17 protein-coding genes are annotated in these 19,793 nt (G+C 73.3%); 16 read left to right on the forward strand and 1 reads right to left on the reverse strand.

The features are described 5' to 3' along the window. The first annotated feature begins 71 nt into the window (after window positions 1-71). A complete protein-coding gene (locus tag AMYTH_RS0100580; protein ID WP_037322088.1) occupies window positions 72-1,142 on the forward strand; it encodes a threonine aldolase family protein in 1,071 nt (356 codons plus the stop codon). Between the two features lie 972 nt (window positions 1,143-2,114). On the opposite strand, the gene AMYTH_RS0100595 is transcribed toward AMYTH_RS0100580, so the two are convergent. After that, window positions 2,115-2,708: a winged helix-turn-helix transcriptional regulator gene (locus AMYTH_RS0100595; protein WP_027928659.1), complete on the reverse strand. Its 594-nt coding sequence runs from the start codon at window positions 2,706-2,708 to the stop codon at window positions 2,115-2,117. Window positions 2,709-2,792: 84 nt separating this feature from the next. Between AMYTH_RS0100595 and AMYTH_RS0100600 the strand changes: the two genes are divergently transcribed. The 15 genes from AMYTH_RS0100600 to AMYTH_RS0100670 all read left to right on the forward strand — a co-directional run bounded on the left by AMYTH_RS0100600 (window position 2,793) and on the right by AMYTH_RS0100670 (window position 19,789). Next, window positions 2,793-3,290, forward strand: a complete 498-nt coding sequence (locus AMYTH_RS0100600; protein ID WP_027928660.1) for a pyridoxamine 5'-phosphate oxidase family protein — start codon at window positions 2,793-2,795, stop codon at window positions 3,288-3,290. Window position 3,291: 1 nt separating this feature from the next. Continuing rightward, window positions 3,292-3,939: an alpha/beta fold hydrolase gene (locus tag AMYTH_RS0100605; RefSeq protein WP_027928661.1), complete on the forward strand. Its 648-nt coding sequence runs from the start codon at window positions 3,292-3,294 to the stop codon at window positions 3,937-3,939. Window positions 3,940-3,970: 31 nt separating this feature from the next. Beyond that, window positions 3,971-5,416, forward strand: coding sequence for an Rv2578c family radical SAM protein (locus AMYTH_RS0100610; protein WP_027928662.1), 1,446 nt, complete (start codon window positions 3,971-3,973; stop codon window positions 5,414-5,416). Window positions 5,417-5,521: 105 nt separating this feature from the next. Beyond that, window positions 5,522-7,291 (forward strand): aspartate--tRNA ligase, encoded by a 1,770-nt coding sequence (gene aspS, locus AMYTH_RS0100615; RefSeq protein WP_027928663.1) that lies wholly within the window; start codon window positions 5,522-5,524, stop codon window positions 7,289-7,291. A gap of 5 nt (window positions 7,292-7,296) precedes the next feature. Further along, on the forward strand, window positions 7,297-8,250 hold the full coding sequence (locus AMYTH_RS0100620) for a DUF389 domain-containing protein (RefSeq protein ID WP_027928664.1): 954 nt from the start codon (window positions 7,297-7,299) through the stop codon (window positions 8,248-8,250). A gap of 32 nt (window positions 8,251-8,282) precedes the next feature. Next, window positions 8,283-9,479 (forward strand): hypothetical protein, encoded by a 1,197-nt coding sequence (locus AMYTH_RS0100625; protein WP_027928665.1) that lies wholly within the window; start codon window positions 8,283-8,285, stop codon window positions 9,477-9,479. Window positions 9,480-10,304: 825 nt separating this feature from the next. Beyond that, window positions 10,305-11,102 carry an SGNH/GDSL hydrolase family protein gene (locus tag AMYTH_RS0100630; protein ID WP_027928666.1) on the forward strand — a complete coding sequence of 266 codons (798 nt, stop codon included), beginning with the start codon at window positions 10,305-10,307 and terminating at the stop codon, window positions 11,100-11,102. Window positions 11,103-11,136: 34 nt separating this feature from the next. After that, the gene (locus tag AMYTH_RS0100635) at window positions 11,137-12,501 is read left to right on the forward strand and encodes a replication-associated recombination protein A (protein ID WP_027928667.1); all 1,365 of its coding nucleotides are present in this window, start codon (window positions 11,137-11,139) and stop codon (window positions 12,499-12,501) included. A gap of 26 nt (window positions 12,502-12,527) precedes the next feature. After that, complete coding sequence (locus AMYTH_RS0100640; protein WP_037323140.1) at window positions 12,528-13,400, forward strand: NAD(P)-dependent oxidoreductase; 873 nt, start codon at window positions 12,528-12,530, stop codon at window positions 13,398-13,400. A 57-nt stretch (window positions 13,401-13,457) separates the two neighbouring features. Next, on the forward strand, window positions 13,458-13,856 hold the full coding sequence (locus AMYTH_RS0100645) for a DUF948 domain-containing protein (protein WP_017983109.1): 399 nt from the start codon (window positions 13,458-13,460) through the stop codon (window positions 13,854-13,856). Then, a complete protein-coding gene (locus tag AMYTH_RS0100650) occupies window positions 13,853-14,152 on the forward strand; it encodes a hypothetical protein (RefSeq protein ID WP_017983108.1) in 300 nt (99 codons plus the stop codon). The genes AMYTH_RS0100645 and AMYTH_RS0100650 overlap by 4 nt, the downstream gene beginning before the upstream one ends. An 82-nt stretch (window positions 14,153-14,234) precedes the next feature. Continuing rightward, a complete protein-coding gene (alaS, locus tag AMYTH_RS0100655; RefSeq protein WP_027928669.1) occupies window positions 14,235-16,895 on the forward strand; it encodes an alanine--tRNA ligase in 2,661 nt (886 codons plus the stop codon). Further along, complete coding sequence (gene ruvX / locus AMYTH_RS0100660; protein WP_027928670.1) at window positions 16,892-17,383, forward strand: Holliday junction resolvase RuvX; 492 nt, start codon at window positions 16,892-16,894, stop codon at window positions 17,381-17,383. Before alaS ends, ruvX begins: the two co-directional genes overlap by 4 nt. Continuing rightward, a complete protein-coding gene (mltG, locus tag AMYTH_RS0100665; RefSeq protein WP_228684509.1) occupies window positions 17,380-18,960 on the forward strand; it encodes an endolytic transglycosylase MltG in 1,581 nt (526 codons plus the stop codon). The genes ruvX and mltG overlap by 4 nt, the downstream gene beginning before the upstream one ends. 13 nt (window positions 18,961-18,973) lie before the next feature. After that, complete coding sequence (locus tag AMYTH_RS0100670; RefSeq protein WP_027928672.1) at window positions 18,974-19,789, forward strand: shikimate dehydrogenase; 816 nt, start codon at window positions 18,974-18,976, stop codon at window positions 19,787-19,789. Window positions 19,790-19,793 lie beyond the last annotated feature (4 nt).

Raw genomic sequence — 19,793 nt, forward strand, 5'->3', positions numbered from 1 at the left:
TGAGCTGTTCCGGGCACGCCAGTGGGTCTTTCACTGAGTGGAAGCCCGGAAAACTGTCGGTGGTGGCTGCGATGATCGCGCCCGTGGACGACTCGAAGATCCGGCGGACGCTCGCCTCGCACGGCCCGGTGCGGCGGCGGCCACGGGCGGTGCTCGAACGGATGCTGGCGCGGGCGGGGGAGGACCTGTCGCCCGCGGAGCCCGTGGCGGCTCTGGAGGCGCGGATCGCGTCGCTGCTGGGCAAACCGGCGGCGTTGTTCTTCCCGAGCGGGACGATGGCGCAGCAGGCGGCGCTGCGGGTGCACGCGGACCGGTCCGGGCGGCGGACCTTCGCCGCGCACCCGCACACGCACCTGGACAACTGGGAGGACAAGGGTTACGCGGCGGTGCACGGGCTGCGGTTCCGGCCGGTGGGGGACCGCAACGAGCTGATGACGCTCGCGGACCTGGAGGCGGTGGGGGAGCCGCTCGCGGCCATGGTGTGGGAGCTGCCGCAGCGAGACCTCGGCGGGTTGCTGCCGTCGTGGGACGAGCTGGTCGCGCAGGTCGGTCTCGCGCGCTCACGCGGCGCGGCGGCGCACCTCGACGGCGCGCGGCTGTGGGAGTCGCAACCGTTCTACGGCAAGGAGTTCGCCGAGATCGCCGGGCTGTTCGACAGCGTGTACGTGTCGCTCTACAAAGGACTGCAAGGCGTGCGGGGAGCGGTGCTCGCCGGCGACGAGGCGCTGGTGTCGGAGGTGGCGGTGTGGCGCCGCCGCCTCGGCGGCGCGATCCCAGACGCGTGGCCGCTGGCGCTCGCGGCCCTGGACGGGCTGGACTCGGTGCTGCCGCGAATGCCGGAGTTCCACGCCCACGCCCGGTCCCTGGCGGCGGCGATCAACCAGGACGGCGTGGCGTACGCGCACCCGGACCCGCCGCAGGCCGGGATGTTCCACGTCCACCTCCCGGCGCCGAAGGCCGCGGTGGAGCGCGCGGCGGAGGAGCTGATCGCCGAGAAGGGCGTGCAGTTGTTCCTGCGGGTGCGCTCGGCGCCGGACCCCCGGCGGTGCTCCTTCGAGGTCAGCGTCGGGGAGACCACAATGGACTTCACGCCGCCGGAGGTGGTCGCCCTGCTGCACGAGCTGCTCGACCGCACGCGCTGAGCCGCGCCACCGGCGGCGGTCAGGTGCGGGAAGCAGCCGAGAAGTCTCCAATGGCTGCTCGATCGTGCGCACTGAGCCGCGCCGCGGGCGGTGTCAGGTGCTCGGGCGTGGGAAGCAGCCGAGGAACCGCTCGGCCACGCCCCGGTCGCCGGTCAGTGTGGCATCGTTCAGGCGGGCGCCGAGGAAGACCAGCGACCGCAACTTGCTCGCGTCGGTCTTCAGCGGCTGGTCGACCGCGCGCCGAGCGGCGCCGGTGACCGTCCCGCGCCCGGGTGCGGGAAGCAGCCGAGGAACCGCTCGGCCGCCACCCGGTCGCCGCGGCGTCGTTCAGGTGCCGCGGAAGAACACCAGTGCCCCCAACGTCTCCAGCGTCGCATCGGCCCCCGCGTCCTGGGCCGCGCCGCGGCGATCGTCAGGTGCTCGGGCGCGGGAAGCAGCCGAGGAACCGCTCGGCCGCCACCGGGTCGCCGCCGCGTCGTTCAGGCGGGCGCCGAGGAACACCGGCGACCGCAACGTGCCCGCGTCGGTAACCAGCGTCGCATCGGCCGTGTGCGTTGAGTCGCGCCGCCGGCGGCCGCTCGGTCGCCGGTGACTGCGGTGTCGTTCAGGCGGGCGCCGAGGAACACCAGCGACCGCAACGTCTCCGGCGTTGCATCGGCCTCGTGCGCCGAGCGCGTCGCCCGCGACGGTCAGGCGCTCGGGCGTGGGAAGCAGCCGAGGAACCGCTCGACCACGTCCCGGTCGCCGGTGACCGCCGCGTCGTCCAGGCGGGCGCCGAGGAACACCAGCGACCGCAGCGTGCTCGCGTCGGTCTCCAGCGTCGCATCGGCCGTGTGCGTTGAGTCGCGCCGCCGGCGGCCGCTCGGTCGCCGGTGACCGCGGTGTCGTTCAGGTGGCGCGGGGGAACACCAGAGACCGCAACGTCTCCAGCGTCGCATCGGCCTCGTGCGCCGAGCGCGTCGCCCGCGACGGTCAGGCGCTCGGGCGTGGGAAGCAGCCGAGGAACCGCTCGACCACGCCCCGGTCGCCGGTCACCGCCGCGTCGTCCAGGCGGGCGCCGAGGAACACCAGCGACCGCAACGTGCTCGCGTCGGTCTCCAGCGTCGCGTCGGCCTCGCCGGAGCCTCGCTCGATCGAGAACTCGCCGGAATCGACCCTGGCCAGGAACCCGTCGTCCCCCAGCCGCAGCGCCACCCGGGCCGACAGGTCGCCCGCCCGCTCCGCCGAGAAGGTCGTCCGCAGCGCCAGGACCAGTGCGTCCACACTCAGCTCCCCGGCCGGCGGCACCGGGCGGCGGCTGCCCCACCGCGCCAGGGCCAGCACGACCGCCTCCAGCTCGGCGCCGTGCTCGGTGAGCTCGTACACGCTGGTACTGGCGGGCGGCCCGAGCCGCCGCCGTCGCACCACGCCGGCCGCCTCCAGTTCCCGCAGCCGCTGCGACAGCACGTTCTGGCTCATCCCCGGCAACGACCGGCTCAGGTCGCGGAACCGCTTCGGCCCCAGCAGCAACTCGCGCACCACGAGCAGCGCCCACCGCTCGCCCACCGCGTCCAGCGCCCTGGCCACCCCGCAGGGGTCGTCGTAACTCCGCACGAGAAAAAGAGTAGCTCCTACTTGCGCAGTGACACCAGTCACTCCTAAATTAGGAGCATGACGACAACCCTCCCGCAGGGAGACCTCAGGCTCCTCGACACCGACCTCGCCCAGCGGATGCTCGCCTCGACCGAGCTCGCCCGCCTCGCCTACGTCGCGCCGGACGGCACGCCCCGCGTGCTGCCGATGCTGTTCCACTGGACCGGCGACGAGCTGGTGATGGCGACGTTCGCCGGCACCGCCAAGCTCGCCGCGCTGCGCGCGAATCCCGCGGTCGCGGTCACGATCGACCGGGCAGGCCCGCCGCCGGAGGTACTGCTGCTGCGCGGCAACGCCGTGGTCACCGAGGTCGACGGCGTGCTCCCGGAATACGCCGCCGCCCAGCGCCGGTACTACGGGCCCGAGCACGGCGCCGCCGCCGTCGCCGAGGTGGACCGGCCCGGTCTGCGGATGGCGCGCATCGCCGTCCGGCCGTCGTGGGCGGGCACCTTCGACTTCCAGGAACGGTTCCCCGGCGGCCGGACCGCCGAGGACTTCGCGCGGCGGGGGCGGTGACATGGCGACCTTCGTGCTCGTCCCCGGCGCGGGCGGTGAGGCGTGGTACTGGCACCGGCTCGTGCCGGAGCTGACCCGGCGCGGCCACGAGGCGATCGCCGTCGACCTCCCGGCCGAGGACGACTCCGCCGGACTGGCCGAGTACACCGACGTGGTCGTGCGGGCGATCGGCGACCGCGAGGGCGTCGTGCTGGTCGCCCAGTCGATGGGCGGCTTCACCGCCCCGCTGGTCTGCGCACGCGTGCCGGTGTCGCTCCTGGTGCTGGTCAACGCAATGGTCCCGGCGCCGGGCGAGACCGGCGGCGAGTGGTGGGCCAACACCGGCTACCACGAGGCCCACCCGGAGGGGATGGACACCGAGCGGGACTTCCTGCATGACCTCCCGTCCGACGTGAAGGCTGAAGCCCTCCAGCGCGGCGAGCCGCGGCAGTCGGACACGCCGTTCACCACGCCGTGGCCGCTGGAGAAGTGGCCGGACGTGCCGACCCGCTTCGTCCAGGGCCGCGACGACCGGTTCTTCCCGCTGGAGTTCCAGCGCCGCGTGGTGCGCGAGCGGCTGGGCCTGGAGCTGGACGAGGTCCCCGGCGGGCACCTGAACGCGCTGAGCCGCCCGCGTGAGCTGGCCGACCTCCTGGCCTCGTGGTGTTGACAGCGCTTCGAACGCGTGTTCGACTGAGTGGGTGAGGTGGGAGAACCAACGCGCCGGCCGTGACCCGCAGCCGGCTCTGCTCGGCCTGGACGGCCTGGTCCGGACGGTCGCGCCGCCGGAGTTCCAGGGCGTCACGTTCCACGAGGTCCGCGCCCGCTCGGTGCTCAACAAGGTGCCGGGCGAGTCGATGGTCCCGTTCGGCTGGACCGTCAACCCCTACCGCGGCTGCAGCCACGCCTGCACCTACTGCCTCGCCGGGGACACCCCGATCCGGATGGCCGACGGGAGCGCGAAGCCGATGGCCGATCTCCGCGTCGGCGACCGGATCCTGGGCACGGCGGTCCGCGGCACGGCCCGGCGCCTCGTGCCCACGACGGTGCTCGCGCACTGGACCACCGTGAAGCCGGCCCACCGGCTGACGCTGCGGAACGGGACGACCCTGGTCGCCAGCGGCGACCACCGCTTCCTCACCGAGAAGGGCTGGCAGCACGTCACCGGCGACGACCGGCCGCACCTCTCGCCCGGGGACACCCTGCTGGGCCCCGCGGGCGACCGCGTCGAACCGGACGCGGCGCTGGACGTCGTCGCCATCGAACCGCTCGGCCGCGACGAGACCCTGTTCGACATCACCACGGGCACCGGCGACTTCGTCGCGGCCGGGGTCGTCAGCCACAACTGCTTCGCCCGCAACACGCACACCTACCTCGACTTCGACGCGGGCCGCGACTTCGACACCCAGGTCGTGGTGAAGGTGAACGCCCCCGAGGTCCTCGCCGCCCAGCTGCGCCGCCCGAGCTGGCAGCGCGAGCACGTCGCCATGGGCACCAACACCGACCCCTACCAGCGGGCCGAGGGCCGCTACCGGCTGATGCCCGGCATCATCCGCGCGCTCACCGGGTCCGGCACGCCGTTCTCGATCCTCACCAAGGGCACCGTCCTCACCCGGGACCTGCCCCTGCTCACCGCCGCGTCACGGGAGGTCGACGTGGGCATGGCGGTGTCGATCGCGCTGCTCGACCGCGACCTGCAACGCAGCCTCGAACCCGGCACCCCCAGCCCGCGCGCCCGGCTGGACCTGGTCCGCCGCATCACCGACGCCGGCCTGCCCTGCCAGGTGCTGGTCGCCCCGGTGCTGCCCGGCCTCACCGACAGCGAGGAGGCTCTGGACCCGCTGTTCGCCGAGATCGCGGCCGCCGGCGCCACCCGCGCCACCGTCCTCGCGCTGCACCTGCGGCCCGGCGCGCGGGAGTGGTTCGCCCGCTGGCTCGGCGCCCACCGGCCGGACCTGATCGAGCGCTACCGCGAGATCTACGGCCGCGGCAGCTACGCCATGCCCGCGTACCGGCGGGCGCTGTCCGCGCGGGTCGCGCCGTTGCTGCGGCGCCACGGCCTGAACCGCCGCGCCGAGTCGCACCGCCTGCCCGCGCAGCGCGAGCCGGAGCGCCCGGAGCGGGGCGAACAGCTGAGCCTGCTGTAAGGAAAGCCTGGTGGACTCCTCCGCCGGGGCGTTCGTTAGCCTCATACGGGCAGCAAAACCCCTGCTGACGCACGAGCCGAACGCCTCGCAAGGAGAACAACCGCAGTGCTTCGCACCCACGACGCCGGCACCCTGCGTGCCGAGCACGCCGGCCAGATCGTCACGCTCACCGGGTGGGTCGCCCGGCGGCGCGATCACGGCGGGGTGATCTTCATCGATCTGCGGGACGCCAGCGGGGTCGCCCAGGTGGTGTTCCGCGAGGGCGAGATGGCCGAGCGCGCCCACCAGCTGCGCTCCGAGTTCTGCGTCAAGGTCACCGGCGAGGTCTCGCAGCGTCCGGCGGGCAACGAAAACCCGGAGATCCCGACCGGCGCCATCGAGGTGCTGGCCACGGAGCTGGAGGTGCTGTCCGAGGCCGCCGTGCTGCCGTTCCCGATCGACGACCGCGTCGACGTCGGCGAGGAGGTGCGGCTCAAGTACCGCTACCTCGACCTGCGCCGCAACGGCCCGGCCCGCGCCATCCGCCTGCGCAGCGAGGTCAGCCGCGCCGCGCGCGAGGTGCTGCACAACCAGGGCTTCGTCGAGGTCGAGACCCCGACGATGACCCGCTCCACCCCGGAGGGCGCCCGCGACTTCCTGGTGCCCGCCCGCCTGCGCCCCGGCTCCTGGTACGCGCTGCCGCAGTCGCCGCAGCTGTTCAAGCAGCTGCTCATGGTCGGCGGCCTGGAGCGGTACTACCAGATCGCCCGCTGCTACCGGGACGAGGACTTCCGCGCCGACCGGCAGCCGGAGTTCACCCAGCTCGACATCGAGATGAGTTTCGTCGACCAGGACGACGTGATCGCGGTCGGCGAGGCCGTCGTGTCGGCGCTGTGGAAGCTGATCGGGCACGAGATCCCGCGCCCGATCGCCCGGATGACCTACGCCGACGCCATGGCGAAGTACGGCACCGACAAGCCGGACCTGCGCTTCGGGCTCGAGCTGACCGACCTGACCGAGTACTTCGCCGACACCCCGTTCCGCGTCTTCCAGGCGCCCTACGTCGGCGCGGTCGTCATGCCCGGCGGCGGCGACCAGCCCCGCCGCCAGCTCGACGCGTGGCAGGAGTGGGCCAAGCAGCGCGGCGCGAAGGGTCTGGCCTACGTGCTCATCGGCGAGGACGGCACGCTGTCCGGCCCGGTCGCGAAGAACATCTCCGAGAAGGAGCGCGAGGGTCTGGCCGAGGCCGTCGGCGCCAAGCCCGGCGACTGCGTCTTCTTCGCCGCGAACAAGCCCCGCGAGGCCCGTGCCCTGCTCGGCGCGGCTCGCGTGGAGATCGGGCACCGGCTCGGCCTGATCGACGAGGACGAGTGGTCCTTCGTGTGGGTGGTCGACGCCCCGCTGTTCGAGGCGGCCGACGAGACCGACGACGTGGCCGTCGGCTCGGGCAAGTGGACCGCGGTGCACCACGCCTTCACCTCGCCGACCCCGGAGTGGATCGACAAGTTCGAGTCCGACCCGGGCAACGCCCTGGCCTACGCCTACGACCTGGTCTGCAACGGCAACGAGATCGGCGGCGGCTCGATCCGTATCCACCGCGCCGACGTGCAGAAGCGCGTCTTCGAGGTGATGGGCCTGTCCGAGGCCGAGGCGCAGGAGAAGTTCGGCTTCCTGCTCGACGCGTTCTCCTTCGGCGCCCCGCCGCACGGCGGCATCGCGTTCGGCTGGGACCGCATCGTGATGCTGCTGGCCAAGGCCGAGTCGCTGCGCGACGTCATCGCGTTCCCGAAGACCGGCGGCGGCTACGACCCGCTGACCGGCGCCCCGGCCCCGATCACGGCCCAGCAGCGCCGCGAGGCGGGCGTGGACGCGAAGCCCCCGGCGCCCAAGGGCTGACCGCGGTGCTGCACCTGCGGGTCGTCAGCCCGCCGGAGGACACCGAGCGGGCGCTGGCGGTGCTGCGGGACCAGCCGGGCACGGCGCACCTGATCGTGCACACGGGTGCCGCCGTGTCCCCGGCGGGCGACCTCATCGAGGCCGACGTCGCCCGCGAGGCCGCCGACGAGGTTCTCGAAGCGCTGTGCGAACTGGGGCTGGACCACAGCGGCGCGATCACGCTGGAATCCCTCGACACCGCGCTGTCCGATTCGGCCGACCGCGCCGAGGAAAGCGCGCCGGGCGAGGGTGCGGACGCGGTCGTCTGGCAGGAGCTGCTGAACCGCACCGGCGAGGAGTCGCGGCTCAACTTCACGTTCCTGACGTTCCTGACGATCGCGTGCCTGCTGGCGTCGGTCGGCATCGTGACCGATTCCCCGGTGACCATCGTCGGCGCGATGGTGGTGGGTCCGGAGTTCGGTCCGCTCGCCGCGATCGCGGTCGGGCTGGTGCTGCGGCGCTGGGACCTGGTCCGCCGCGCGGCGATCGCGCTGGCGCTCGGGTTCCCGGTCGCGATGCTGGTGACCGCCGGGGTCACGGTGCTGACCTGGTTCGTGGGGCTGCTCGACGTCAGCGCGTTCCGCGAGTCCCACGAGGTGGACTTCGTGTACGAGGTCGGGTGGTACTCGCTGATCGTCGCGCTGCTCGCCGGTGCGGCCGGGATGCTGTCGATGACGTCGGCGAAATCGGCCGCGCTGGTCGGGGTGTTCATCTCGGTCACGACCGTTCCCGCCGCCGGATACGCGGTGGTCGCGGCGGTCGTGGGGGAGTGGTCGAAGGCGGCGCAGTCGTTCGGCCAGCTGGCCGTGAACCTCGTCGGGATCGTGGCGGCGGCGGCCGTCGTTTTGTTGCTGCGGCGGCGCCGGGGCGCTTCCGTCACCGTGCGGCCGTTGCCGGAAGTGGAAAAATCGTTGTGGTGAGCGACGTTCGCCCGCTAGTAGGGTCGAAGGCGATGACGGTGGACACTTCCCCAGGCACGGAGGACGACCAGGACCCGGCAGTCGCGGCCGTTCCGGCGAGCGGAACGCAGGCCGTGGACGCCGCCGTCCAGGCGGCCGAAACCGTGCTGACCCGGCGCTTCGGCAGCGCCATCGGGCTCGTGGAGCCGGAAGCCCTGCCCGGCAGCGGACCGGCGACGGTGGTTCGCGCCCGCATCGCCGCGTCCCCGTTCGGGCTGCCCCGCACGCTCGTGATCAAGCACTACCCGGACGCGCCGCCACGCGGCGTCGCCGATCCCTTCGCGCAGGAGGCGGTCAGCTACCAGCTGTTCACGGCGTTGCCCGCGGAGGACCGGATGTGCCCGGAGCTGCTCGCCCACGACGGCCCGCTGCGCGTCATCGTGATCGACGACCTCGGCCGCGCGCCCACCTTGTGGGACAAGCTGCGCGGGCAGGACGCGCGGCTGGCCGAGCGTGCGCTGTTGTCCTGGGCGCGTTCGCTGGGCCGCCTGCACGCGACCACCGCCGGACGCGAAGCCGACTTCGAGGCGCTGCTGCGCCGGCTGGGCGGGTTCGTGCCCGACGAGGACACCACGCCCGCGGTGGCGTGCGCGCGCCTGCCGACGCTGCTGGCGGAAGCGGTCGGCGTCACGACGCCCGACGAGGTGCGGGCCTACGCCGAGAACGTGTGCGAGGCGTCGGCGTCGTCGCCGTACCGGGCGTTCAGCCCGGTGGACCTGAGCCCGGACAACAACCTGGTGACCAGCGGCGGCGTGCACTTCCTGGACTTCGAGCGCGGCCTGGTCCGCAACGCGCTGGTGGACGCCGCGCACCTCCGCGTCCCGTTCGCCACCTGTGAGGACGCGCGGGCCCTGCCGAGCGGCATGAGCGAGGCGATGATCGCCGCCTGGAAGGCCGAGGTCTCCGGGGTGTGGCCGGCCCTCGGCGACAACGAGGTGCTCTCGGCGCACCTGCTGGACCACCAGATGCTGCTGGTGTGGGTCACGACGTGGGCCGACCTGGGCGGCGCGGGCGCCGAAGTACGCCCGAACCGCGTCGCGGCGCTGGTGAGCTGGTGGAAGGACCTGGGAACCTACGCCGAGCGCGGGGACAGGCCCGAGGTCGCCGCGCACGCGCGCGAGGTCGCGAAGGCGCTCGATGCCCGCTTCGGGCCCGGGCTGGAACTGCCGCTGTACCCGGCTTTCCGCTGAGCTTTCCGGGGTTCCGGGCAACTGCTGAGCGGTTGAGGTCCGGGGCGGCTGTTGGGCGGTCGGGGTCCGGGGTGGCGGCTGGGCGGTCGGGGTCCGGGGTGGCGGCTGCTGGGCGGCGGAGCGGCTTTTGCTTGCCGCTGTGTGCGTCGCCGCGATTGGCGTTTTCGTGCGGTCGCGGTTGGTCCTCTCGTGCGGGCGTGACTGGCCGTTCCGGCTGGGCGCGAGTGGCCTTCTGGTACGACCGCGACTGGCCCTTTCGTGCGGGCGCGAGTTGCCATCCGGTGCGGTGGTGAGTGGTGTGCCAGCGCGAGTGGCCTTCTGTTGCGGCGGCGACTGGTTCTCTCGTGGTGGTGGGGCGGGACTGGTCCTCGCTTGCGGGGGTGATTGGTCCTTTCGCGCGGGGGCGACTGGCCGTTTCGTATGGTCGCGGCTGGTCCTCTCGTATCGCCGCGACTGGCGCTCTCGTGCCAGCGCGGCTGGTCCTCCCGTGTCGCCGCGACTGGTCCTCTCGCGCCGCCGCGACTGGCCCTCTCGCGCCACCGCGGCTGGCCCTTTCGTGCCGGCACGAAACGCCCGCAGCGCCCGAGCGACCCGCCCACCCGCGCCCGCGCGAGCCCACCACGAACCCCCCTCAACCCGCCCGCAACCCACCCCAGCACCCACCCACCCCGGAAATCCAGACGTTCGCTGAGCCGTCCGGACCGTGTTACCCGGCGCTCACGTGGTGGGCGGGTCCGTGCCTGATGGTCTTCAGACGTGACTGCGGTGCGTGAAGGATTCACCCAGACCCCCGATCCGCTTCCCCGCCGTGCCGTCCGCCTGGCCGTGCTCGGCGACTCGACCGCCGTCGGGCTCGGCGACCCTGTTCCCGGCGGCTCCTGGCGTGGCGTCGGCCCGTTCGTCGCCGAGGCGCTGGGCATTCCGCCCGCCGGGTACCTGAACACCGCGTTCACCGGCGCCCGGATGCGCTGCGTGCGCACCGACCAGCTGCCGGCGGCGCTGCGTCACCGGCCGGACGTCGCGGTCGTGATCGTCGGCATGAACGACACCCTCCGCTCGGACTTCGACTCCCTCGGCATGGCCCGCGACCTCGAACACGTCGTCACCGCACTCCAAGCCGTCGGCGCCACGGTCGTCACCATGCGCTTCCACGACCACAGCCGCGTCTTCCGGCTGCCCGGCCCGCTGCGCCGCGCCCTCACCGCGCGCATCGCCGAGCTGAACGACGTCATCGAAACCATCGCCCGCCGGCACGGGGTCGCCTGCCTGGACCTCGGCTCGCTGCCCGGCGCCTACGACCTGGCCGCCTGGAGCGTGGACCGCCTGCACCCCTCCGAGCTGGGCCACCGCCTCCTCGCCCGCGGCGTGACCGAACTGGTCGCCGACGCCGGGATCGCCGTCCCCGCACCGGTGAGCCTCGTCTGCTCCGGCGGCGTCACACCACGCACCGTCGACCACGTCGGCTGGCTCGTCGTGAAGGGCATCCCCTGGCTGTGGCGCCGCGGCCGGGACCTGTTGCCCTACGCGGCCGCCATCGTCGCCCGGTCGGCGCTCGAATCGTGGCGCGCCCGCCGCGCCGAGCCGCTGGAGACGGAGCTGGCGCCGCGGCCCGTGGAGCGCTGACGGTTCTGTCGGAGCCCCGCATTACGGTGGAGGCGTGCAGGACGAACTCTTCACGGTGAACCCGGACCTGGAGCCGCCGCCGGAGCGCGTGACGCAGCCCCAGACGGCCCCGGTCCCGCCGGGTTCGCCCCTCGCGGTCCGGATGCGGCCGCGCTCGCTCGACGAGGTGGTCGGCCAGCAGCACCTGCTCGGCGAGGGCGCCCCGCTGCGCCGCCTCGTCGAGGGCGCCGCCCCGGCCTCGGTGCTCCTCTACGGCCCACCCGGCACCGGCAAGACCACGCTCGCCAACCTCGTCTCCACCGCCACCGGCCGCCGCTTCGTCGCTCTGTCCGCGCTCTCCGCCGGCGTCAAGGAAGTCCGTGGCGTGATCGAGGAAGCCCGTCGCCGCCGCCAGTACAACGCGGAGAACACGGTCCTGTTCATCGACGAGGTCCACCGCTTCTCCAAGACACAGCAGGACGCGCTGCTCGGCGCGGTCGAGGACCGCACCGTCCTCCTCGTCGCCGCCACCACCGAGAACCCGTCCTTCTCCGTCGTCTCCCCGCTGCTGTCCCGCTCGCTCGTGCTGCAGCTCAAGCCCCTCACCGACGACGACGTGCGGCTGCTCATCCGCCGCGCGCTGGCCGACGAGCGCGGCCTGGACGGCGAACTGGAACTCACGCCCGAAGCCGAGGACCACCTCGTCCGGCTGGCCTCCGGCGACGCCCGCCGCGCGCTGACCGCGCTCGAAGCCGCCGCGGACGCCGCGTCGGCCACCGAGCACAAGACCATCGACCTGCCGATCGTCGAGTCCACGGTGGACAAGGCGGCGGTGCGCTACGACCGCGACGGCGACCAGCACTACGACGTCATCAGCGCGTTCATCAAGTCCATCCGCGGCTCCGACGTGGACGCCGCGCTGCACTACCTGGCCCGCATGATCGAGGCGGGGGAGGACCCGCGGTTCCTCGCCCGCCGCCTGGTCGTGCACGCCAGCGAGGACATCGGCATGGCCGACCCGACGGCGCTGCAGACCGCCGTCGCCGCCGCGCACGCCGTCCAGTTCATCGGCATGCCCGAGGGCAGGCTCGCCCTGGCCCAGGCCACCATCCACCTCGCCACCGCGCCCAAGTCCAACGCGGTCGTCACGGGCATCGACGCGGCGCTGGCCGACGTGCGCGCCGGCCGCCTCGGCACCGTGCCGCCGCACCTGCGCGACGGCCACTACGCGGGCGCGGCCAAGCTCGGCAACGCCCAGGGCTACCGCTACCCGCACGACGTGCCCGAAGGCGTGGTCGCGCAGCAGTACCCGCCGGACGAGGTGGTGGGCGTGGACTACTACCACCCGACCCAGCGCGGCGCCGAGCGCACGCTGTCCGAGCGCGTCCCCCGGCTGCGGCGGTCGGTGCGCGGCGGCTGACCGCCCGCGGTGCCATGATCGGTGCCATGCCCGAAACGACTGTCGCCGTGCTCGGCACCGGGATCATGGGCCTGCCGATGGCCGCCAACCTCGCCGCCGCGGGCTTCGGCGTCCGCGCCTGGAACCGCACCCGCGCCAAGGCCGCGCCGCTGGCCGACCGCGGCTGCGCCGTCACGGACACGCCCCAGGAGGCAGTGGACGGCGCGGACTTCGTCGTCACCATGCTCAGCGACGGCGCCACCGTGCACGAGGTCGTCGAGGCCGCCGACCCGGGCGGCGCGGTGTGGCTGCAGATGAGCACCGTCGGCCTCGACTGGACCAAGCGGCTCGCCGCGCTCGCGCACGACAAGGACGTCGCGTTCGTCGACGCGCCCGTGCTCGGCACCCGCAAACCCGCCGAGGACGGCAAGCTCGTGGTGCTCGCCTCCGGCCCCGGCGAACTCCGCGACCGGTGCGCGCCGGTGTTCGACGCCGTCGGCGGCCGCACCCTGTGGGTCGGCGAGACCGGCGCGGGCAGCAGGCTCAAGCTCGCCGCGAACGCGTGGGTGCTGGCGCTGACCAACGGCACCGCCGAGAGCATCCGGCTCGCCCAGGCCCTCGGGGTCGACCCGCGGCTGTTCCTGGAGGCCATCACCGGCGGCGCGCTGGACGTCCCCTACGCCCACCTCAAGGGCGGCGCGATGATCGACGGCGAGTACCCGCTGGCGTTCGCCGCCCGGCACGCAGCCAAGGACGCGCGCCTGGTCCTAGAGGCCGCGGGCGGCGAAGTCGATCTCGCCGGAACCCGCGCCGCGCTGGCGCATCTGGACGCCGCGATCGCCGCCGGGCACGGCGACGAGGACATGGCGACGCTGTACTTCGGCCTGGCGAGGAGCCCGGAGGGGCCGTCCGGCCACTGACGGCGACGCACGGTAACCTGACCGGCAATTCACGCCGCTAGAACCCGAGGAGGGCCCGTGTCGGCAGGGCAGATCGCCGCGTTGATCGCCGCAGGAGCGTTCGTCCTGCTGGTGCTGCTGCTGGCGATCCCGTTGATCAAGCTCGGTCGCACGCTCGACGAGGCGACGATCGCCATCCGCAAGGCGCACGAGAACTCGGACCCGATCCTGCTCGGCGCCAACGAGACGATCACGCACGTCAACACCCAGCTCGAGCGCGTCGACGGGATCACCGCGAACGCCCAGGCCGTGAGCGGCAACGTGTCCGCGCTGTCGTCGGTGTTCACCGCGACCCTCGGCGGCCCGCTGGTGAAGACCGCCGCGCTGTCCTACGGCCTGAGCAAGGCGATCCGGTCCCGGCGCAAGGGCAAGGAGCTCGCCGAGGGCAGGCACAGCCGGAAGCGGGGCCGCAAGTGAAGCGCCTGTTCTGGCTCGGCGTCGGTGTGGTGACCGGCGTCGCACTGACCCGCAAGGCAGGTCAAACGGCTCGTCAAGCGTCGCCGGCGGGGTTAGCCTCGAACCTGGGTGACGCCGTGTCCGAGCTGGCCGGCGCCATCGGATCGTTCGGCGCGGACGTGCGCGCCGGGATGAGCGAGCGGGAACAGGAGCTGCGTCACATGGTGGAGGACCGGTCCGGGGTGAGCACCCCGCGCGCCTCCGAAGGACGGCACGCGGCCCGGCGCCCGGCGCGAGCTCGCCGGGCGGAGAGCTGACGCAGCCCTGCCGCGCGCCCTCCGCCGACGCCGCAGCCCCCGACACCCGCGGCGCCCGCCGCATTCCCACGAGGACTGACCAGTGGAAACACACGAGATCAACAAGCGGTTCCTTGCGCACTTCCAGGCTAAGGACCACACCCCGGTGCCGAGCGCGTCGCTGATCCTGGACGACCCGACGCTGCTGTTCGTCAACGCGGGCATGGTCCAGTTCAAGCCGTACTTCCTGGGCGAGGTGCCGCCGCCGTACCCGCGCGCGACGAGCATCCAGAAGTGCGTGCGCACCGGCGACATCGACGAGGTCGGCAAGACCACCCGGCACAACACGTTCTTCCAGATGGCCGGGAACTTCTCCTTCGGCGACTACTTCAAGGAAGGCGCCATCGCCAACGCCTGGGAGCTGATCACCAAGTCCCAGGACGACGGCGGCTTCGGCTTCGACCCGGACCGCATCTGGGTCACCGTCTACGAGAACGACTCGGAGGCGGCCGGCCTGTGGCAGAAGGTCGCCGGCATCCCGTCGGACCGCATCCAGGCGCGCGACGGCCGCGACAACTACTGGGACATGGGCGTGCCCGGCCCCGGTGGCCCGTGCTCGGAGATCTACTACGACCGCGGCCCGGGGTTCGGCCGCGAGGGCGGCCCCGTCGTCGACGAGGACCGGTACCTGGAGATCTGGAACCTCGTGTTCATGCAGGACATCCGGGGTGAGCAGAGCCCGAAGTACGGCCACCCGCCGATCGGCGAGCTGCCGAAGAAGAACATCGACACCGGCATGGGCGTCGAGCGCGTCGCCTACCTGCTGCAGGGCGTGGAGAACGTCTACGAGACCGACCTGGTGCGCCCGGTGATCGCGCGCGCCGAGGAGTTCTCCGGCCGCCGCTACGGCGCCGACCACGCCGACGACGTCCGCTTCCGCGTCATCGCCGACCACGCCCGCTCCGGCGTGATGCTGATCGGCGACGGCGTGACCCCGGGCAACGAGGCGCGCGGCTACGTGCTGCGCCGCCTGCTGCGCCGCATCGTGCGCTCGGTGCGCCTGCTCGGCGTGCACGAGCCGGTGCTGCCCGAGTTCGCCGCGGTGGTGCGCGACGCGATGGCGCCGTCCTACCCGGAGATCGCGCGCGACTTCGACCGGATCAGCGAGGTCATGCGGGTCGAGGAGGAGGCCTTCCTGCAGACCCTGACCAGCGGGTCGCGGATCTTCGACCTCGCCGCGGAGGAGACGAAGAAGGCCGGCGGCAACGTGCTGGCCGGCGACCGCGCCTTCCAGCTGCACGACACCTACGGCTTCCCGATCGACCTCACCCTCGAAATGGCCTCCGAGCAGGGGCTGTCGGTGGACGAGGACGGCTTCCGGACGCTGATGGAGGAGCAGCGTCAGCGCGCGAAGGCCGACGCGGCGGCCCGCAAGAAGGGCCACGGCGACCTGTCGGTCTACCGCGAGCTGCTGGAGCGGCACGGCGAGACCGACTTCCTCGGCTACACCGACCTGCAGGCGACGGCCAAGGTCATCGGCCTGCTCAAGGACGGCCAGGGCGTGCCGGTCGTGCGCGAGGGCGACAAGGCCGAGCTGATCCTCGACCGCACCCCGTTCTACGCCGAGAGCGGTGGCCAGGTCGCCGACACGGGCGTCCTGCTGGGCTCCGGCGGCGAGGCCAAGGTCGTCGACGTGCAGAAGATCGTGCCCGGCCTGTGGGTGCACCGCGTCGAGGTGATCGCGGGCGAGATCGGCCTGGACACCGAGGTGACCGGTTCGGTCGACCAGACGCGCCGCGGCTCGATCGCGCGCTCGCACTCGGCCACCCACCTGGTGCACGCGGCGGTCCGCGGCGCGTACGGCCGCCGCGCCGCGCAGGCCGGTTCGCTGAACTCGCCCGGCCGGATGCGCTTCGACTTCACCACCCCCGGCCCGGTCTCCACCGACGTGCTGACCGAGGTCGAGGAGGAGGTCAACGACTACCTCCAGAACGACGTCGAGGTGCAGGCCTACACCACGACCAAGGACAAGGCGCTGGAGCTGGGCGCGGTCGCGTTGTTCGGCGAGAAGTACGGCGACAACGTCCGCGTCGTGGACATGGGCGAGTACTCGCGTGAGCTGTGCGGTGGCACGCACGTCGGCCGCATCGGCGAGCTGGGCCTGGTCAAGCTGGTCTCGGACTCCTCCATCGGGTCCGGCGTGCACCGCGTCGAGGCGCTGGTCGGCACCGACGCGCTCAAGCACGTGCGCAAGGAGCAGCTGCTGGTCTCGCAGCTGGCGAACACCTTCAAGGTGCCCAGCGAGCAGCTGCCCTCCCGCATCGAGGACGTGCTGTCCCGCCTGCGCAACGCGGAGAAGGAGATCGCCCAGCTGCGCACCCAGCAGGTGCTCGGCTCGGCAGGCTCGCTCGCGGACAAGGCCACCGACGTCCAGGGCGTGTCCGTCGTCGCGGAGAAGGTCGACGGCGACATCGACGCGGGCGCGCTGCGCTCGCTGGCCCAGGAGGTCCGCAACCGGCTCGGCTCGCGGCCCGGCGTGGTCGCGTTGTTCGCGCCGCAGGGCGAGAAGCTCAGCTTCGTGGTCGCGACCACGGCCGCGGCCCGCGACAAGGGCTTCGCGGCGGGCAAGCTGGTGCCCTCGTTCGCCGAGGCCGTCGGCGGCCGCGGTGGCGGCAAGCCGGACCTCGCGCAGGGCGGCGGCAGCAACCCGGCGGGCATCGAGCAGGCCATCACGGCGCTGCGTGGCGCGGTCGCGGCAGGGTGACGGCGCGGAAACCGGACCGCCCCGGGGAGCACGATCCCGGGGCAGGCCGGCGTCTGGCGGTCGATGTCGGATCGGTCCGGGTCGGTGTGGCGCTGAGCGATCCGGCCCCCATCCTCGCCAGCCCTCTGGTTACCCTGTCGCGTGATGCGAACAGCGACAGCGATCTCGAACAGCTTGCCGCGCTGGTGGCCGAACACGAGGTGGTGGAGGTGATCGTGGGTCTGCCGCGCACGCTCGCCGACCGGCACGGACCGGCCGCGGAGATCGCCGCCGGCTACGCCGACGCCCTCGCCGGCCGGATCGCGCCGGTCCCGGTGCGGCTCGCCGACGAGCGCCTCACCACGGTCACCGCGTCCCGCATGCTGTCCCAGCGCGGCGTGAAGGGCCGCAAGCAGCGGGCGGTGGTCGACCAGGCCGCCGCCGTGGAGATCCTGCAGGCCTGGCTCGACGCCAGGGCCGCCCACCGCGCGCGGGCGGGTGACGCATGACCAGCGAGCAGCCACCGCGCCCCGGCCCGCCGCACCCCGGCTCGCCGCGCCGCCGTCCGCCCGTGCCCCCGCCGCCGCAGGTCCCGCCGCGCGGCGCCGACCGGCCGATGCCGGCCCGCCGTCCCGGCGTGCCGCGTCACGCGCGACCCGAGCCGCAGTCGCCTGCCACTCCGCCGACGCCTGCCGCGCCCCCGGCGCAGCCGCCGATGCCGCCGCGTCGTCCCCCGGCGCGCCGCCCGGCGCCGCCCGACCACGGCCTCGACCTGTTCGACGAGCGGCCCCCGCCGCCGCGTCCCCGCCGGCCGCGGCAGCCGCCGCCGGACGAGTCGCCCACCGAGATCATCCACCTCGAGGACGACTACGAGTACGACGACTACGACGACTACCCGGAGAACGCCGACGAGGAGCGCGCCGAGCCCGAGTACATCGAGCCGCCCGACGACGGCGAACCGGTCGAGACGCGGCGCAAGCGCAAGCCGCTGCGCTGGCTGGTCGCGCTCGTCGTGCTCGCCCTGATCGGCGGCGGCGCCTGGTACGGCATCGACGCCGTCTTCGGCTACGACGACTTCGAGGGCAGCGGCGAGTCCGACGTCCTGATCGAGATCAGCGCGGGCGACTCGACCGGCGCCATCGGCCAGGAACTGGCCGGGGCCGGGGTGGTGGCCAGCGCGAAGGCGTTCGTCAAGGCCAGCGAGGACAACTCGAAGGTGCTGAGCCTGCAGCCGGGCTACTACGTCGTGAAGACGAAGATGTCCGGCGCCGCGGCGGTGGCGAAGCTGACCCAGGACGGGTCGCGCGTCGGCGTGCTGCAGGTGCGGGCTGGCACCCAGCTGGACGACATCACGCAGCCCGACGGCACGGTCACGCCCGGCGTGTTCACGCTGCTGTCGAAAGCCTCGTGCGCCCAGCTGAACGGGCAGAGCACCTGCATCCCGGTGGAGCAGCTGCGCGACACCGCGGCCAAGGCCGACCTGGCGGCGCTCGGCGCGCCGGACTGGGCGGTGCCGGTGGTCTCCGGGTCGACCGACGCCCGCCGCATCGAGGGCCTGGTCGCGCCCGGCGTCTACGACGTCAAGCCCGGCTGGTCCGCCGAAGAGCTGCTCGGCTACGTGCTGAAGACGTCGGCCACCCGGATCCAGACCGCCGGGCTGACCGCGACGTCGAAGTTCCAGGGCCGCACGCCGTACGAGACGCTGATCGTCGCCTCGCTCATCGAGCGCGAGGGCGTGAAGCAGGACTTCGAGAACATCGGGCAGGTCATCTACAACCGGCTCGCGCAGAACATGCGGCTGCAGCTGGACTCGACGGTGAACTACCTGCTGGACAAGCCGGTCGTGACCACCACCGACGACGACCGGAACCGGCCTGGCCCCTACAACACGTACAAGATCCCAGGGCTGCCGCCGACGCCGATCTCCTCACCGAGCCCGGAGGCGATCCAGGCGGCCGAGGAGCCGACGCAGGGCACGTACGTGTACTTCGTGAAGTGCGAGAAGAACGGCCTGTCCTGCTTCGCGTCGGACCTGCCGGAGCACGAGCAGAACAAGACACTGGCGAGGCAGCGCGGTGCCTACTGAGCGCAAGGCGGCGGTGCTGGGCAAACCGGTGGCGCACTCGCTGTCGCCGGTGCTGCACACCGCCGCGTACACCGCGCTCGGGCTGGACGACTGGACCTACGAGCGCGTCGAGATGGACGCCGCGGGACTGCCCGGCTTCGTGCGCGGGCTCGGCCCGGAGTGGGCCGGCCTGTCGGTGACCATGCCGGGCAAGCGGGCCGCGCTGGACTTCGCGAACGAGGCCACGCCGCGGGCGGTGGCGGCGGGCGCGGCCAACACGCTGGTGCCGACCGCGGACGGCTGGCTGGCCGACTGCACGGACGTCGACGGCGTCGCCGGGGCGCTGCGGTGCGCCGGCGGGTTCACCGGCGGGGAGACCGGCCTGGTCCTCGGCGCGGGCGGCACGGCGGCCGCGACGGTCGTGGCGTTCGCGGAGCTGGGCATCCGGCGCGCGGTGCTGGTGGTCCGCGACCCGGCCAGGGCGCGGGAGACCGTCGAGGCGGCCGGCCGGGCCGGCGTCGAGGCGGACGTGCGCGTGTGGGCCTCGGCGGACTTCGGCAAGCTCGCCGCCGACTGCGCGGTGCTGGTGAGCACGGTGCCGCCCGCGGCGGTCGCGGAGCACGCGGCCGAGCTGGCCGCCGCCCCGTGCGTGCTGGACGTGATCTACCACCCGTGGCCGACGCCGCTGGCCGAGGCGGCCGCCGGACGGGTCGCCACCGGCTTGGACATGCTGCTGCACCAGGCGTTCGGCCAGGTCGAGCACTTCACCGGCAGGCCCGCGCCGCGCGAGGCGATGCGCGACGCCCTGCGGCAGGCGACGGGCGGCATCCTGCCGCTGCCCCTGGACTAGCGTG

The organism is Amycolatopsis thermoflava N1165 (assembly GCF_000473265.1).
Lineage (GTDB): Bacteria > Actinomycetota > Actinomycetes > Mycobacteriales > Pseudonocardiaceae > Amycolatopsis_E > Amycolatopsis_E thermoflava.